This window comes from Acidimicrobiales bacterium (genome assembly GCA_035547835.1).
Taxonomy (GTDB): Bacteria; Actinomycetota; Acidimicrobiia; order Acidimicrobiales; family Iamiaceae; genus DASZTW01.
The window spans coordinates 12362-28068 of the sequence record DASZTW010000016.1; the positions used below are offsets into that span (position 1 = coordinate 12362).

Genomic DNA, 15707 nt, shown 5'->3' on the forward strand with positions numbered 1-15707 from the left:
CGACCGCCGGGGTGCCGGGGTCAGCGCGCGCCAGCCGAATACCGCGCCAGGCCATCGGCCAGGGCCGCAGCCAGCCGTTGGCGAAACGCCGGGTCGCGCGCCAGTGCCGCGTCGGTCTGATCGCGCATGTTCAGGCATTCGACGAAGACCTTCGGGATCTGCGACAAGTTCAGGCCACCCAGGTCGTTGCGGGCCACGATCCCGTTGGTGGCGCCCACGTAGCCAGCCATCGGTTCGCCCGTTCCGGACGCGACGGCGTCACGGACCGCGATGGCCAACGCGGAGGACGGCGCCACGATCGCCGTGTTCAGCCCGCTGATGCCGGCGGGCCGGATCACGTGGAACCCCCGAGCGCCGGCCGGTCCGCCGTCGGCGTGGATCGAGATCCCGATCGCGCCGGGGTGCTGGTTGCCGAGGGCCGCCCGCTGGTTGACGCAGGGGCCGACGCCGACGTCATTGGCGCGGGTGAGGTACACGATGGCGCCCCGCGAGCGCAGCAACTGCGCCAGCCGGTTGGCGACGTCCCAGGTGAACGCGTGCTCGGTGTAGCCGTCGTCGGTCTGCGTACCGGCGGTGTCGCACGCTTTCGTGCCAACCCCGTCGTCGACCTGGCGGTTGATCTCGCTCGGGTGCTGGCCGTTGCCGCCGTCGTGGCCCGGGTCGATCACGACCGCCATGCCCGCCGGCGCTGTTGCGCTCGAGGTGGTGGGCGAGGTCGACGGTGGCGCGGTGGTCGGCGCCTCGCTGGCCGCCGCGCTGGTCGAGGTCGTCGGGTTCGCGCGAGTCGTGGACGTGGAGGCGGCCGCGGACGTGGTGGTCGCGCGGTGGGCGCTCGACCCACCCGCCAGTCCGCACCCAGCCGACGCGGCCGAGAGGCCGACGGCCAGAGCTGCCCGGACAACGCGCCGCCGGATACTCACAGGTCGCTGGCGGACCAGTCGCTCTGGAGGCCGAACCGCGCCGCAGCCGGGTTGAACTCGGCGACGAACGCCCGCTTGGCGTCCTGCGCGGCGCTGTTCGCCGTCTCGAAATCCGACAGCGCTGTGCTGGCGTCGGTTGGGGCAGATCCGGTGCATCCCGAACGTTGCCAGGTGGCGTAATCGCCGTCGACGAACACGATGCGTCGGCGATCGGCGGCGTTCGTGCGGCTGACCATCGTCTTGAACTCGGTGACCAGGGCGGCCGCGCGGCTGTCGGTCTGGCCGAGGGGTCCGACGAACTCGTCGACGGCCTGCGTGCGCTGCGTGATCGCGTCGTTGATCTTGTCCACGACGTCGGACGGCTTCGTACACGGCGACTTCTGGCCGGCGTCGGGCAGGATCGGCAGGACGTACTCGTCGAGCGTGCCACGGGCGCTCTTCATCAGCCCGAGGCCGTTCTCGAGCGTGCTCACGGCCTGCTGGTCGATGCTGCGGGGGACGGTGGCGGAAGGGTGATGGCTGCCCGAACCGTCGAGCACGCGCCCGATCCCGAAGCCGGCCCCGTACATGGCGCCGCAGGCGATGATCGCCACCGCGAAGAACGCGGGCGACCACAGCCGGAGCCCGGCGCGGTCGTGTCGGGGCGAGGTGGATGGGGCCATGGGTACGCGGTCACCGGACGGGTGGCGAGTCCACGGTACCTGTCGTCGGGGAGGTAGACCGTTATGCCCATGCGCCCGCGCCCGCCCGTACCGGCCCCGTGGTGGCGCCGGCTCGCTGTGCCCGTGGCGGTGGTCGTGGCGATCGGCGGCGTCGCCGGGTGCGGCGCGGACCGGCACCTGCAACACCAAGAGGCCGCTGTCCGCGCGCGGACGTGCGAGAGCTTGATCGAGCGCCGGTTCACCCGCGTGCCGCCGGTCCTTCCCGTCGCTCCTTGGTTGCCCGCGGCCTCGGAGCGCCCGCGCTTGTCGGGCGTCGGCAACCAGGCAGAAGTCGTACGGCGCTGCAAGCGGTTGGGTGACGAACTGGTGGCGCGCGAAGCGGTGCGCCGCATGTCGGACCAGTTGCCGTCCGCGCCATGAGCACGAAGCGTCGTGCGTGGCGCGACGGACGGTGGGCGGTGTGGCTGGCCGGGCTGGTGACGTTCGCCGTGCGCCTCCCGCTGCTCACCCGCCCGCGGGGATATGTGTTCGACGAGGTCTTCTACGCAGCCGATGCGGTCGACTTGCTGCAGTGGGGCGCCGAGTCCGGGCGGGCGGTGCACCCGCCGCTCGGAAAGTGGCTGATCGCGGGCGGGATCCGCGTGTTCGGGTTCACGCCGACGGGTTGGCGAATCTCGTCGGTCCTGGCGGGCGCGGTGATCGCTGCGCTGGTCGTCGCGACGGCACGGCGGTTGGGTGCCTCGCCGGTGCTCGCCTTGTGCGCCGGGCTCGCGATCTGCCTCGACGGCGTCATGTTCGTGACCTCACGACTGGCGTTGCTCGACATCTTCGTGGCCATGTTCCTCGCGTTCGCCTTGTGGTTCGTGGTGGTGGCGTGGACGTCGCAGCCGGACCGCCGACGGTGCCGGCGAGCGCTGCTGGCCGCCCTGGTGTCGGCGGGGCTGGCGACGGGTGTGAAGTGGTCCGGGGCGTGGATCGTCCCCGTCGTGGCCGCCGTGGCGGTCGTGCTCGACTGGCGGCAGGTCGCACCCGGCCGCGCTCGGTGGCGCGCGTGGGGGCGCACCGCCGCGCGGGTCGTGCTGGTGCCGCTGGTCGTCTACGCAGCGGCGTGGCTGCCCCGCGAGATCGGTCCGGCGCGGCTGACGCCTCGCGGGTTCTGGGACGACCACGTGGCCATCGCCCGCTTCCACGCCGACTTGGTGCCGAAGAACGTGTACGCCGCTTCCGGCACCACCTGGTTCCTGCAGACCCGGCCCGCCGCGCTGTACCGCCTCGATTGCACGCCGGCCATGGCACGTTCGGTCGTGGGTCTGTGCCCGCACTCGTCGCACCCCACCGAGATCCGCATCCTGGCCGTGGTCAACCCGGTCGTCTGGGCGGCCGGGATGGCCGGGCTGGCCGCTCTGGTGGTCCTGATCGCGTGGCGGCGCGACGGGCTGGCTGCGGTACTGGTCGGCGCGGTCGGCACCCAGTGGCTGCCGTGGATCATCAACTCCCGTGCCGCGTACAGCTTCTACGAAGCTGCCGTGGTGCCACCCGTCGTGGTCGGCGCCGCGTACGCGTTGTCCCGAGCGACGCGGCCGGCGTGGAAGTGGCTGGCGCCGGCGGTCACCGTGGGCGCGCTCGCCATGTTCGTGTTCCTGTATCCCATCTGGACGGGTCTGCCCCTGTCGCACCACGCCGCCGAGCTCCGCCGGCTGATGGGGTCCTGGCCATGAGCTGGCCCGACACCGCCGCCGGCCCGTCGACCGTCACCCGCCGGTCGATCACCGCGGTGGGGCTCGCCCGGCTGGGCGGGCTGGCGGTGTGGGCTGCGCTGCTCGCGTGGACCTGGGGCGGCCGCGGCGTGGCGATCGGGTTCCCGCTGGCGTACTGGTTCCTGCTCGGCGTCGCGGTGGCCGCTGCGGGGACCCGGTTCCGTTGGGTCGGCCTCGCGGCGGTCGTGGCCGCGCTCGGCGTGTACTGGCACGTGTGGGGCTTCCCGCTGTCGGACCGGGAGGCGCTGATCTTGTGGTTGGTCGGCGCGCTGGCCGTCGTCACGCTCGGCCGGCCAGATCGGTCGCTGTGGCGACTGCTCGTCGACTGGCTGCCGTTCGCGGGGTTGCTGATCCTGTACGACTACTCCCGCGGTGCCGCGCACTTCTTGCACATGCCGGTCCAGGTCGACGCGCCGCTGAACGTCGACAAGTTCCTGGCCTTCGGTCACGTCCCGACCATCTGGCTGCAACAACACCTGCTCGGGGTGCAACGCCCGATCGACGTGGTCGGCGCCACGTTCGTCCCGCAACGGCCGGTCGCGTGGTGGGAGCTGCTGGTCAGCCTCTGCTACCTGTCACACTTCATCGCGTCGTATGCGCTCGCCGCCTGGCTGTGGTTCCGCGACCACGACGCCTGGTGGCGCTACACGAAGCGGTTCATCACGTTGAGCTACCTCGGCGTCGCCACGTACGCGCTGGCGCCGGGAGCACCGCCGTGGCTGGCGGCCGCGAAGTACCACCGCTTCGGCGATTGGCTGATTCCGCGCACGGTCAACCGCGGGTACGACTGGTGGCACCTCCACTTCGCCGCCCACCTGATCGACAAGGGACAAGCGGCCGTGAACTTGCAAGCCGCGCTGCCGTCGCTGCACGAGGCGTTCGCGACCTTGGTGTCGGTCACGTTGTGGCCGCGGGTCCGTAACCCGTTCGTGCGCGTGCTGCTGGTGCTGTATCCGCTGTGGATGGGGTTCTCGCTGGTCCTCTCCGGCGAGCACTACGTGGCCGACCTCTTGCTCGGCGTGGTGTATGTCGTGATCGTGGTCGTGGCGTGGGACCGCATCGATGCGTGGTGGGATCGGCGCAAGGCGGGGATCTAACGTGAGAGGCTGCTCATGCCCGACCGCCAGCCGCCCCGCCTCAGCTACCAGCCGGCCCTCGATGGCCTCCGCGGCATTGCAGTTGCGGCGGTGCTGTGCTTCCACAGCTCGATGCCGTGGATGCGCGGTGGCGAGCTCGGGGTCGACCTGTTCTTCGTCCTGTCAGGCTTCTTGATCACGACGCTGCTGGTCGAGGAGCACTTCAACACCGGCGCGATCAGCCTGCGCTCGTTCTGGGCCCGCCGCGTCCGGCGCCTGTTTCCCGCGCTGGCCTTGGTGCTGGTCGGTGTGGCCGTCTACGCGGCGTTCGTGGCCGACCCGAGCCAGATGGGCTCGATCCGGCTCGACGCGCTGGCGTCGCTCACGTACTGGGCGAACTGGCGGTTCATCTTCAGCCACCAGTCGTACTTCGCCCACTTCGGGGCACCCTCGCCGCTGCGGCACGTGTGGTCGCTGAGCGTCGAGGAGCAGTGGTACCTGGTGTGGCCCTTCGCCATGATCGTCATGCTCCGGCTGGTGCGTGGTCGCCTCGAGCGGCTGCTGCCGCTGCTGATCGGCCTGACGCTCACGTCCGTGGCGATCATGTCGATCGTCTCGGCGGGCCCCACGGGCCTCGACCGGGCGTACTACGGCACCGACAGCCGGGCGCAGACGTTGCTGATCGGCGCCACGCTCGCGCTGGTGCTGGCCCGCTGGCCGGTGGTGCGGCGGCGAGCCCGCGCCGCGATCCAGGTGCTGGGTCTGGGCGGGGCGGCGTTCTGTGGCTGGGCCATGGTCACTCAGCGCGGCGACTCGCACTGGATGCTGAACGGCGGCTACGCGCTGTTCGCGGTGGCCGGGGCGGCCGTGGTCGCGGCGGCCATGATGCCGCGCACCGGCCTGTTGAAATCGGTGTTGCGCGTGCGGCCGCTGGTGTGGTTGGGGCGCATCTCCTACGGCCTGTACTTGTGGCACTGGCCGATCAACGTGTGGCTCGACCCGGACCGCGTGCACTTGTCACGCTGGCCGCTGTTCGGTCTGCGCACCGTGGTGGCGGTGGCCGTCTCGGTCTTGTCGTACGTGTTGGTGGAACAGCCGATCCGGCGCCGGCGCATCTCGTTCGCCCGGCCCCGCCTGACCCTCGTCGGTGCCGCCGCCACCGCCGCAGTGATCATCGTGGCAGCCACCACGTTGGGCACGGGTGGGTCGCGCCTCGAAGCGTCGTCGCTCACCTCGGGCAACGACCCTCGGACCACCCTGCCCGCGAACCTCACCGTGCCGCCCACGACCGTGGCGCAAGTTCCGATCCCGCCCGTGCCGCCCACCCGCCCCACCCGCGTGCTGATCGTCGGCGACTCGACGGGTTGGACGCTGGGGTGGGGGATCGAGGACCGCTACCGGCCCGGCATCTCGCTCGACAACGTGGCGGTGATCGGCTGCGGGTTGCTGCCCGACGCCCGCGCCGTGATCGACGGCCGGGTCGACGGCCCCCAGATGCGCGGGGAGTGCATGAAGCAAGACCAGCGCTGGGCGTTCGTGCTCGAGCGCGACCACCCCGACATCGTGGTCATGGCCTTCGGCGCGTGGGAGGTGTTCGACCAAGAGCGCGCCGACGGCACCGACCTGAAGGTCGGCACCGCAACGTGGCGCGACGCGCTGTTGAGCCAGTTCCGCCATGACATCGATTTCCTCAACCGCTACTCCCACACCCGCATCGTCTTGCTCGACGTGCCCTGCTACCAGGAGCGGGACCGCAGCCTGGGAGGCACCACCAGCGCCCGCAACGACCCGAAGCGGGTCGGCGCCGTGCAACGCGTCTTCAACGAGATGGCGCGCCGGCACGCCGACCAGGTCACGACGTTGCCGATCTCCCAGTGGTTCTGCCCGGGCGGGAAGTACCTCGAGAGCCGCGACGGCGTCGTGCTGCGACCTGACGGGGTCCACACCAACATCCCCGGCGCATCGCTCACGTGGCAGGACTGGCTCACCCCTCGATTGCTCCAAGTGGGCCGCACCACCAAGGAAGCGCCCGTCGAGCCGGGCGTCACCGTGCCTTCTGCCGCTCCTGCCGCCGCGGCAGTTGGCTCGCCATAGGCTCCGGGCCGTGAAGTTGACGAGAGAGTTCACGGTCGGGCTGGACCCCGAGCAGGCGTGGGCGGCGCTGCGCGACATCTCGCAAGTGGCCTCCCTCGTGCCGGGCGCCCGGATCGACGAAGGGGCGGACGACGACTGCCGGGGATCTTTGCGGGTCACCGTCGGGCGGACTGCGGCGCGCTACGACGGCGTGGCGCGGGTCGTCGAGCGTGACGAGGCTGCTCACCGTGCGGTCGTACATCTGGAGGGAAAGGAATCCCAGGGGCACGGCAGCGCGGTCGTCACCCTGACCTCCAGCGCGTCGCCAGCCGAGGACGGCACCCGGGTGAGCCTGGTGGCCGAGGTGACGGTGACCGGACGCTTCTCCCGCGCCGACCAGGGCGCCATGGCCGACACGTTCGACGGGCTCGTCGACGGGTTTCTCGAGGCATCCACCACAGCCGGCCTGCTCGCCGGCACCGCGAGCGCCATCGCGGTGAGCGAAGCGCGGTCCGGGCCGTCGGCCTCGGTGGCGTCGGCCTCGGCGGCTTCGTCCGAGTCGACGACCGAGCAAGGACCGACGGCGCCTGCGCCCGAGCCGCCGCGGCGGGCCATGGCCCCGCGCGCTGCGTCCACCCCGTTGCCGTCACCGTCGGCGCCGGGCCGAGAGAAGGAGGCCGCCGCGGCCTTCGCGGTGCTGGTGATCTTGTGGTGGCTGATGCGCCGCCACCGCGCGTGACGCGGGCGGGGAGCGGGGACGTGCGGTCCACCGACGCCGCCGAGGCAGCAGACGTCGAGGCCGTCGCCGCCCTGCTCGGCCGTCGCCCGGCGGGCCGCTTCGAGGTCGTCGTCCGTCACGCCGACGGGTCGCCGCTCGTGATCCGCAACGCCCCGCTGCTCGACGACGGCACGCCGATGCCCACCCGGTTCTGGCTCGTCGGCCAACCGGAGCGCACATGGATCGGCCGGCTCGAATCGACCGGCGGTGTCGACGCCGCCGAGGCCCGAGTCGACGACGGGGAGTTGGCCGCCGCGCACGAGCGCTATGCGGCCGAACGCGATGCCGACCTACCTGCCGGCCACGATGGTCCGCGCCCGTCGGGCGGCGTCGGCGGCACGCGGGTGGGCGTCAAGTGCCTGCACGCGCACTACGCCTGGTACTTGGCGGGCGGTGACGACCCGGTTGGGGAGTGGACCGCCACCCGGCTGGCCGAGGACGGGCTCCGACCCGCGGTGGCTCCACCGCCGCCGTCGCCGGCTGCCGGCCGCGAGCCGTGACGGGCAGGGTTGCCGCCGTCGATTGCGGCACCAACTCCACCCGCCTGCTGGTGGCCGAAGCCGCGCCTGGGGCCGAGGCCGGCGAATCGCTGCGGACCGTGGTGCGCCTCATGCGGATCACCCGGCTGGGCCAAGGCGTCGGCGCCAGCGGCAACTTGGCACCCGAAGCGATCGAGCGGACTGCCGAGGCGCTGCGCGCCTACCGCCACGAGATCGACCGGCTCGGCGTGCCCGCGGACGCCGCGCACGTCCGCGCGACGGCCACGTCGGCGGCCCGTGACGCCGGCAACCGAGCGGAGCTGTTCGCGGCGGTGCACGACGCACTCGGCGTCGAACCGGAGCTGCTGTCGGGTCTCGAGGAAGGCAAGCTGTCGTTCGAGGGAGCGACCGAGGGGCTCGACCCCTCGGCGGGGCCCTTCCTGGTGGCCGACATCGGGGGCGGGTCCACCGAGCTCATCACCGGCACGGTCGACCACCACGGGCGGCCTCGCGTCCACGATGCGGTTTCGCTCCAGCTCGGCTGCGTCCGGGTCACCGAGCAACACCTCCAGCACGACCCTCCCTCGACCAGCGAGCTCGTCGCAGCCCGCGCGGCGGTCGACGCACTGGTGGTGCCCGCCGTCGACGGCTTGGCACAAGCCCGCGCGGCTCGCACGGTCGTGGGGCTGGCGGGCACCGTCGCCGCGGCCGCAGCCATCGACGCGGGGATCGCCGAATACGACCGCGACCAGGTGCACCACCGCTGGCTCGCCCGCGACGGGATCGAGGCGCTCGTCCGTCGACTGGCCGGGCTCACCGTGGCCGATCGGAAGGCCACGGTCGTCGGGTTGGAACCCGAACGGGCCGACGTGATCGTCGGGGGCCTGCTCGTGCTGGTCTCGTTGCTCGACGCGCTCGACAAGTCGTCGTTTCTCACGTCGGAGGCCGACATCCTCGACGGGTTGGCTGCCGCACTCCTGCGCGGGGAGCGCGGGGTACCCTGAGCCGGTGCGTTGGGCATCGGTGGAACGCAAGCTGCGGCGGAACGTCGCCCGGATCGAGGCCGTGCGCGAGCAGCTGGTGGTCGCCGAGCTCCAACTCGACCACTTCGCCGACGTGGCCACCGACGCCGAGCTCGAGGCGATCGTGGCCGACTCGCCGCTGGCGTCGGCCGAGCAGCGCGACGCGACCCGTTCGGCCGAGGTGATGCGCAGGGATCGTGACCGTCTCCGCGGCGAGCTGGCCCGCCTCGAACGGGAGCAGGACGACTTGCTCGACGAGTTGGCCAACGCTCGCTGACGAGCTCAGCCGCTGCCGGCGCCGCCCGCGCCGACCGACCCACCCAAAGCGGTGACGTCGCCGAGGTCGCCGGACATGTAGCGCTCGATGGTGGGGCCGACCACTTTGGCGATCGCCTCCGGCGTCGCGCTGGCGAGCGGCTCGACTTTGAGGACGTAGCGGGCCCACCCGATGCCGAACAGTTGCGACGAGACCAGCCCATGGCGGAGGTCGCCCTGCTCGGGCGACAGGGCGCGGTCCGGGTGGTCGTCGTGGGCCTCGCCGATGTCGGTTGGACGCTCACCGGCCATCGCCGGGTTCGTCCACACCCGCTCCTTGAGGAACTCACGCAGCGCCGCACCCGCGGCCGGCCCCGACGTGGCGGCCTGCACCACGGTGATGAACGGGTGGGCGTCCGGATCTGCCGGGCTCGCCGTGTCATCCCCGACGTCGAGGCCACCTTCCCAGAGGTGGAGGAACATCAACACGAGCTGCTCGCCCTTGGGCAGGTCGGGATCGAGGGCCTCGCGGATCCGGCGGGGGTCGAGCGGGAAGTCGAGGGCTGCCATGAACAAGGCGGCCTTGGATTCGAAGTAGTGGTGGATGAGTGCCGGGTCCACGCCGGCTTCGCGGGCGATCGACCGTGAGCTGGCGGCGTCGTATCCCTCGGCGCGAAAGACCCGGCGGGCGGCCGCCACGATGTGGGCGCGGGTGTCAGGGTTGCCGGGGCGACGACCCGGCCCGCGGCGTCCTGTGGTCGATGTCACCATTGGTGAGATCCCCAGGCTGTGCTACAAATCATCAGTGATGAATTCTACCCAGACACCACACCAGCGCGTCGCCGCGCATGACACTCGGCTGGGGAAGCTCGCAGGGTGGTGCTATGACCATCGATGGCGTGTGCTGATCCTCTGGATCCTGGCCGTCGTCGTGATCTCGGGCATCGGCTCGTCGATGGGCAACAACTGGAACGACAAGTTCGACGCTGGCAACAGCGACTCCGGCAAGGCGCTCCACCTGCTCCAGGATCGCTTCCCCTCGCGTGCCGGCGACACCGCCGACATGGTGTTCCACAGCAAGGGCGACATCACCAGTCCGGCAAACCAGGCCGCGGTCAACGGAGTGGTCGCCGACGTCGCGGCGCTCGGTCTGCGCGACCACGTGGAGTCCGTGCAGAGCCCGTTCACCAAAGGTGGCGAGGGCCAGGTCGCCAACGTCGCGCCCGGCAAGGGCCACGTCGTCTACGCCCGCATCCAGTTCGACAGGGAAACCAACGACATCCCCACGGCGGCGATCAAGAAGGTGCTGTCGACGGCGCGCCACGCGACGCCGAGCGACCTTCAGATCGAGTTCGGCGGCGGACCGGTCTACAAGGCGGAGCCGCCGTCGATGGGCTCTGCCGAGCTGATCGGTGTGGTCGCCGCCATCTTCATCCTGCTGATCGCGTTCGGCTCACTGATAGCCATGGGCCTGCCGTTGCTGACCGCGTTCTTCGGGATCGGTATCGGGAGCGCGATCGTCACCATGTTGAGCCACTCGCTCACGGTGCCGAGCTTCGCGTTGCAGATGGCGATGATGATCGGCATCGGGGTCGGCATCGACTACGCGCTGTTCATCGTCACCCGCTACCGCTCCGAGCTCCACGACGGTTCCGGGCCGCGCGACGCCGTGATCACGGCCTTGGCGACGGCCGGCCACGCCGTGCTGTTCGCCGGCTGCACGGTCGTGATCTCGCTGATCGGCATGTTGCTCCTCGGCCAGAGCTTCATCTACGGCCTGGCGTTCGGCTGCATCGGCGTCGTGGTCATGGTCATGTTGTCGGCCATGACGCTGCTGCCGGCGATCCTCGGGTTCGTCGGGCGCACCATCGACCGGCTGCACGTCCCGGGCCTGTTGCACAAAGGCGAGCAGGCCACCGCGCGCCGCACGTTCTGGTACCGCTGGAGCCGGGTCGTGCAGCGCAAGCCATGGGTCACGGGCAGCGTGGCACTGGTGATCCTGATCGCCTTGGCGCTCCCGCTGTTCGGGATGCGGATGGGCCAGTCCGACGCCGGCAGCAACCCCGCCTCGTCGACCACCCGCAAGTCCTACGACTTGCTGGCGCAGGGCTTCGGCGCCGGTTCGAACGGTCCGCTGTTCATCGCTGTCGACCAGCCCAAGACCGCGGCCGGCAGCGCGGCGGCCGGCAAGCTGTATGACGCCTTTGCTGCGCTGTCGGAGCAGCCCGATTCCAACGTGGCGTACGTCGCCAAACCGCGGCTCAACCCGTCGGGCGACGCGGCGCAGATCATCGTGGTGCCGCTCGCCGCCCCGCAGGACAAGGCCACCGACAGCCTCGTGCACCGGCTGCGCGACCACGTCATCCCCGACGCGCTGCGAGGCACCGGGGCGAAGGCGTACGTCGGCGGCGTGACCGCGGGTGGCATCGACGGCACCGCCGGGCTCACCAAGAAGCTGCCATGGGTGATCGGCGGCGTGGTGCTGCTGTCGTTCCTGTTGCTGATGGCCGTGTTCCGCTCGGTTGCCGTGCCGATCAAGGCAGCAGTGATGAACCTGCTGTCGATCGGCGCGGCGTACGGCGTGATCGTGGCGGTCTTCCAGTGGGGCTGGGGCGCCAGCATCATCGGCGTCAGCCGCACCGGGCCCATCGACTCGTGGATCCCGCTGATGCTGTTCACCATCTTGTTCGGCTTGTCGATGGACTACGAGGTGTTCCTCCTCTCCCGCATCCGCGAGGAGTGGCTCGGCCACGGCGACAACGGGGTCGCGGTCGCCGACGGCCTCGCCGGCACCGCCCGGGTGATCACGGCAGCCGCTGCGATCATGGTGTTCGTCTTCGGCTCGTTCGTGCTCGGCGACATGCGCCAGCTCAAGTTGTTCGGGCTCGGCTTGGCCACCGCGATCCTCGTCGACGCCACCTTGGTCCGCATGGTCCTGGTGCCCTCCACGATGGAGTTGATCGGCGACGCCAACTGGTGGTTCCCGCGCTGGCTCGACCGCCTGGTGCCCAAGCTCAGCGTCGAGGTAGACGCCGATGCGCACTTGCCGTCGGGTACCACATCTCCCGCGCCAGGTCAGCCCGGCGGCGACGAGCGGGACCCTGCGCTCGTTCCCTGAGTCACGGACCTCCGGGTCCGCATACGATCGCCCCATGCCCGTGGTCGATCGCACGCTGTTGGGACCTGGGCCGTCGAACCTCTATCCGGAGGTCGTGGCGGCCCAGGCCCTTCCCATCCTGGGCCACCTCGATCCCGCCTTCCTCGCGCTCCTCGACGAGACGTGCGAGCGGTTGCGGACCGTGTTCCGGACTTCGAACGAGTTGACCTTCCCGGCCAGCGGCACCGGATCGGCCGGGATGGAGGCCTCGTTCGTCAACTTCGTCGAGCCTGGCGCCACCGTCGTGGTGGGCGTCAACGGCGTGTTCGGCAACCGGATGTGCGACGTGGCCGAGCGGTGCGGGGCCGAGGTGATCCGGGTCGACGCGCCTTGGGGCCAGCCGCTCGATCCGGCCGCGGTGCTGGCGGCCCATCCGTCGCCCACGATCATCGCCGTGGTCCACGCCGAGACGTCCACCGGTGTCCGCAACGCCATCGAGCCGCTCGGTGCCGGCAAAGGCGACGCGCTGTTGCTGGTCGACTGCGTCACGTCGCTCGGTGGCATCCCCGTGGAGGTCGACGGTTGGGGGATCGACATCGCGTATTCCGGCACCCAGAAATGCCTGGGCGTCCCGCCCGGTCTGGCGCCCCTCACCGTCAACGAGCGAGCCCGCAGCCGGATGGTCGAGCGCAGCCGCAGCTGGTACCTCGATTTGCGGATGATCTCCGAGTACGTCGGTTCGGGGTCGGGTCGGACGTATCACCACACCGCGCCCACGGTCGCCATCGCTGGGCTGCACGCCGGCCTCGGCGCCCTCCTCGATGAAGGTCTCGAAGCCTCGTGGGCCCGCCATGGCTCGGCCGGGTCGGCGTTGCAGGACGGCTTGCAGAAGCTCGGCCTCGAGCTGTTCGCTGCCGAGGGTCACCGCCTGCCCGAGCTCACCACGGTGTGGCTGCCCGACGGCGCCGATGACAAGGCGCTGCGCGGCGCCCTGCTCGACGACTACGGCATCGAGGTGGGTGGCGGACTCGGCGAGTTCGCGGGCAAGGTCTGGCGCATCGGGCTGATGGGCCCCAACGCGCGGCACGCCAACGTCACGTTGCTGCTCGGCGCGCTGGCCGAGCTGCTGGGCCGGTAGGCGCGCGGTGGCCTGGCGCAGCTCCGGCGTCGACGCCCGGCGCGACCCCGACACCCGTCTCGACGGCCGCCGCGTGTCGCTGCGACCGCTGCAACTCGCCGATTTCCACCAGTGGCGTGAGGTCCGCCTCGCCAACGCCAGCTGGTTGTTGCCGTGGGAGCCGTCACGCCCGGCGAGCGCGCCCGATCCCGTCCGGGACCGCGACGCGTTCGCCATTCGTTGCAGCGCCCGGGCACGCGACTGGCAGCTCGGCACCGGCTACGGCTTCGGCATCTTCGTCGCCGAGCGGCTGGTGGGCGAGATCAACCTCAACTCGGTGCAGCGCGGCGCCTACCAGAACGCCTACATCGGCTACTGGGTCGACCACCGGGTGGCCGGCAACGGCTACGTGCCCGAGGCGCTCGTGGTGTTGGCCCGCTTCGCGTTCGAGCGGGTCGGGCTGCACCGGGTGCAAGTCTCGATCATCCCGCGCAACGCCCGCAGCCGGCGGGTGGCCGACAAGCTCGAGTTGCGCAACGAGGGCATCGCCGAGCGGTACCTCGAGATCAACGGCGTGTGGGAGGACCACATCCGCTACGCGCTCACCCGCGAGGACTGGGACGAGCGTCGCGCCGAGCTCGCCGCAGCCTGGCTCTGAGCATCTGCCGGTCGGGTGCCGCGCCGGCGGCGCGTCACACGTGGGGGAGGACTTCGGCCGCGATGAGGCGGAGGTGGTCGAGGTCGGCGAGGTCGAGCACTTGGAGGTACACGCGGCTGGCGCCGATGGCGGCGTAGGCCTGAAGCCGCTCCACGGCTTCGGCCGGTGTGCCGATCACGATGCCTTGTTGGCGCAGGCTGGCGGCGTCGCGGCCGACGGCGGCGGCGCGACGGCTCACCTCGGCTTCGTCGGCGCCGACGCACACCTGATGGGCGGCGGAGTACACGATCGAGGCGGGGTCGCGGTCGATCTGCTCGCACGCCGCCCGGGTGCGGCCGTACGCGGCTTCGGTGTCGGCCACCGACACGAATGCCACGTTGTACTCGTCGGCGTAGCGGGCGGCGAGCTGCGGGGTGCGCGTCGGTCCGGTGCCGCCCACGATGATCGGCGGGTGGGGCCGCTGCACGGGTTTCGGCAGCGCGGGCGAGTCGGCGAGCTCGTAATAGGTGCCGGCGTGGTCGAACGTTGCGCCATCGGGCGTGTTCCACAGTCCGTGCACGATCGCGAGCTGCTCGGCGAGCCGGTCGAAGCGCTCGCCGAGCCCCGGGAACGGGATGCCGTAGTTGCGGTGCTCGTCGTCGTACCAGCCGGCGCCGAGGCCGAGCTCGACCCGCCCGCCACTCATCGCGTCGACGGTGGCCACGGAGATCGTGAGCGGCCCAGGTAGGCGAAACGTCGCCGCGGTCACGAGTGTGCCGAGGCGGATCGTCGACGTGTCGCGGGCCAGGCCGGCGAGCGTGGTCCACGCGTCGGTGGGCCCCGGCATCCCCGACACGTCGCCCATCTTCAGGTAGTGATCCGAGCGGAAGAACGCGTCGAACCCCAGGTCTTCGGCCAGCCGGGCGACGGCGAGCAGATCGTCGTAGCTGGCGCCCTGCTGCGGCTCGGTGAAGATGCGCAGTTGCATGCTCGTCGACGCTACCGGCCCGGTCCGGGGCTGCCAGATGGTGGATTGGTCCCTGTGGACAACCGGTGTCGGCGGGGGCACACTGTCCGTGTCGGTCGCGCCGCTGTGGGCGGGCGGGTGGCGGGGGAGGGCTGGTGCGCTGGATCTGTGGCGGTGGGAGGGGTCGTCGGGGGTTCGGGGCGTGGGGTGCTGTGGCGTTGGAACCCGCTGGTCAACAAGATCACCGACTCGACCTGGAACGACGACGCAGTGTCGACCACCGTGGATCTGCTGGGCCGCCCTGTCTCGTACACCGACATCTGGGGCAACACCACCACCACCAGCTATGACCAGGCGGGCCGTGTCACGGCGACCAGCGGCCCCGAAGGACCCATGACGTTCGGGTACGACAGCTCCAATGGCCGGGCGACCACGACCAGCGACTTCGGTGCGACGCTCGCGACGTCGATCTACGACACACCGACTGGGCGACTGGCTGGCGTGTCTTATAGCACCGGGCTTGGCACGCTGTTGGGTTATGACGCCGACGGCCGTTCGAACGCGACGGTGACGATCGATCCGAACTCCAACGTGGTCAGCGAGGACGTGGTGGCACGCAGCCCAGCGGGACGCGTGGTCGACGAGTCGTTCCTGGGTGCATCCGGCATGTACGACCCGACCCCAACCGGGAACGACTACAGCTATGACGGCGCGGGCCGCCTCACCCAGGCAGCCGTTCCGGGTGTCACGTTCAACTACGGCTACGGCACCACCAGCGGCTGCGCGGCTGACACTGCTGGGGCGAACACGAACCGCACCAGTCTCGTCATCACTGGTGTAGGGGCGAGCACCACCAACTACTGCTAT

General features: G+C 70.9%; 16 protein-coding genes. 12 read left to right on the forward strand and 4 right to left on the reverse strand.

Annotated elements, in window-relative coordinates; genetic code table 11:
• Positions 1-20: 20 nt before the first annotated feature.
• Together VHA73_12575 and VHA73_12580 are read right to left on the reverse strand one after the other, a co-directional pair.
• Positions 21-677: an N-acetylmuramoyl-L-alanine amidase gene (locus tag VHA73_12575; GenBank protein ID HVX18860.1), complete on the reverse strand. Its 657-nt coding sequence runs from the start codon at positions 675-677 to the stop codon at positions 21-23.
• Between the two features lie 239 nt (positions 678-916).
• A complete protein-coding gene (locus VHA73_12580; protein HVX18861.1) occupies positions 917-1582 on the reverse strand; it encodes a hypothetical protein in 666 nt (221 codons plus the stop codon).
• A gap of 69 nt (positions 1583-1651) precedes the next feature.
• Here VHA73_12580 and VHA73_12585 point away from each other — a divergent pair, with 69 nt between their 5' ends.
• The 8 genes from VHA73_12585 to VHA73_12620 are packed head-to-tail and all read left to right on the forward strand — an operon-like array spanning position 1652 to position 9044.
• Positions 1652-2002: a hypothetical protein gene (locus VHA73_12585; protein ID HVX18862.1), complete on the forward strand. Its 351-nt coding sequence runs from the start codon at positions 1652-1654 to the stop codon at positions 2000-2002.
• Entirely contained in the window at positions 1999-3300 is a 1302-nt protein-coding gene (locus VHA73_12590) for a phospholipid carrier-dependent glycosyltransferase (GenBank protein HVX18863.1), read from the forward strand. The genes VHA73_12585 and VHA73_12590 overlap by 4 nt, the downstream gene beginning before the upstream one ends.
• Entirely contained in the window at positions 3297-4436 is a 1140-nt protein-coding gene (locus VHA73_12595; protein HVX18864.1) for a phosphatase PAP2 family protein, read from the forward strand. Before VHA73_12590 ends, VHA73_12595 begins: the two co-directional genes overlap by 4 nt.
• Before the next feature lie 15 nt (positions 4437-4451).
• The gene (locus tag VHA73_12600; GenBank protein ID HVX18865.1) at positions 4452-6509 is read left to right on the forward strand and encodes an acyltransferase family protein; all 2058 of its coding nucleotides are present in this window, start codon (positions 4452-4454) and stop codon (positions 6507-6509) included.
• Between the two features lie 10 nt (positions 6510-6519).
• The gene (locus VHA73_12605; GenBank protein ID HVX18866.1) at positions 6520-7227 is read left to right on the forward strand and encodes an SRPBCC family protein; all 708 of its coding nucleotides are present in this window, start codon (positions 6520-6522) and stop codon (positions 7225-7227) included.
• Positions 7228-7247: 20 nt separating this feature from the next.
• Entirely contained in the window at positions 7248-7766 is a 519-nt protein-coding gene (locus VHA73_12610) for a DUF501 domain-containing protein (GenBank protein HVX18867.1), read from the forward strand.
• Positions 7763-8749, forward strand: coding sequence for an exopolyphosphatase (locus tag VHA73_12615; protein ID HVX18868.1), 987 nt, complete (start codon positions 7763-7765; stop codon positions 8747-8749). The genes VHA73_12610 and VHA73_12615 overlap by 4 nt, the downstream gene beginning before the upstream one ends.
• 4 nt (positions 8750-8753) lie before the next feature.
• Entirely contained in the window at positions 8754-9044 is a 291-nt protein-coding gene (locus VHA73_12620) for a hypothetical protein (GenBank protein HVX18869.1), read from the forward strand.
• 5 nt (positions 9045-9049) lie between these two features.
• Here the strand turns inward: VHA73_12620 and VHA73_12625 are convergent, their stop codons facing one another.
• A complete protein-coding gene (locus VHA73_12625) occupies positions 9050-9793 on the reverse strand; it encodes a TetR family transcriptional regulator (GenBank protein HVX18870.1) in 744 nt (247 codons plus the stop codon).
• A gap of 130 nt (positions 9794-9923) precedes the next feature.
• Here VHA73_12625 and VHA73_12630 point away from each other — a divergent pair, with 130 nt between their 5' ends.
• The 3 genes from VHA73_12630 to VHA73_12640 are packed head-to-tail and all read left to right on the forward strand — an operon-like array spanning position 9924 to position 13894.
• Entirely contained in the window at positions 9924-12140 is a 2217-nt protein-coding gene (locus VHA73_12630; protein ID HVX18871.1) for an MMPL family transporter, read from the forward strand.
• A 34-nt stretch (positions 12141-12174) separates the two neighbouring features.
• Positions 12175-13257, forward strand: a complete 1083-nt coding sequence (locus VHA73_12635) for an alanine--glyoxylate aminotransferase family protein (protein ID HVX18872.1) — start codon at positions 12175-12177, stop codon at positions 13255-13257.
• A 7-nt stretch (positions 13258-13264) separates the two neighbouring features.
• Positions 13265-13894: a GNAT family protein gene (locus tag VHA73_12640; protein HVX18873.1), complete on the forward strand. Its 630-nt coding sequence runs from the start codon at positions 13265-13267 to the stop codon at positions 13892-13894.
• A gap of 34 nt (positions 13895-13928) precedes the next feature.
• Here VHA73_12640 and VHA73_12645 read toward each other — a convergent pair whose 3' ends face one another.
• Entirely contained in the window at positions 13929-14861 is a 933-nt protein-coding gene (locus VHA73_12645) for an LLM class F420-dependent oxidoreductase (GenBank protein ID HVX18874.1), read from the reverse strand.
• A 147-nt stretch (positions 14862-15008) separates the two neighbouring features.
• Here VHA73_12645 and VHA73_12650 point away from each other — a divergent pair.
• Positions 15009-15707, forward strand: a 699-nt coding sequence (locus tag VHA73_12650) for a hypothetical protein (protein HVX18875.1), incomplete at its 3' end; no start/stop codon positions are given.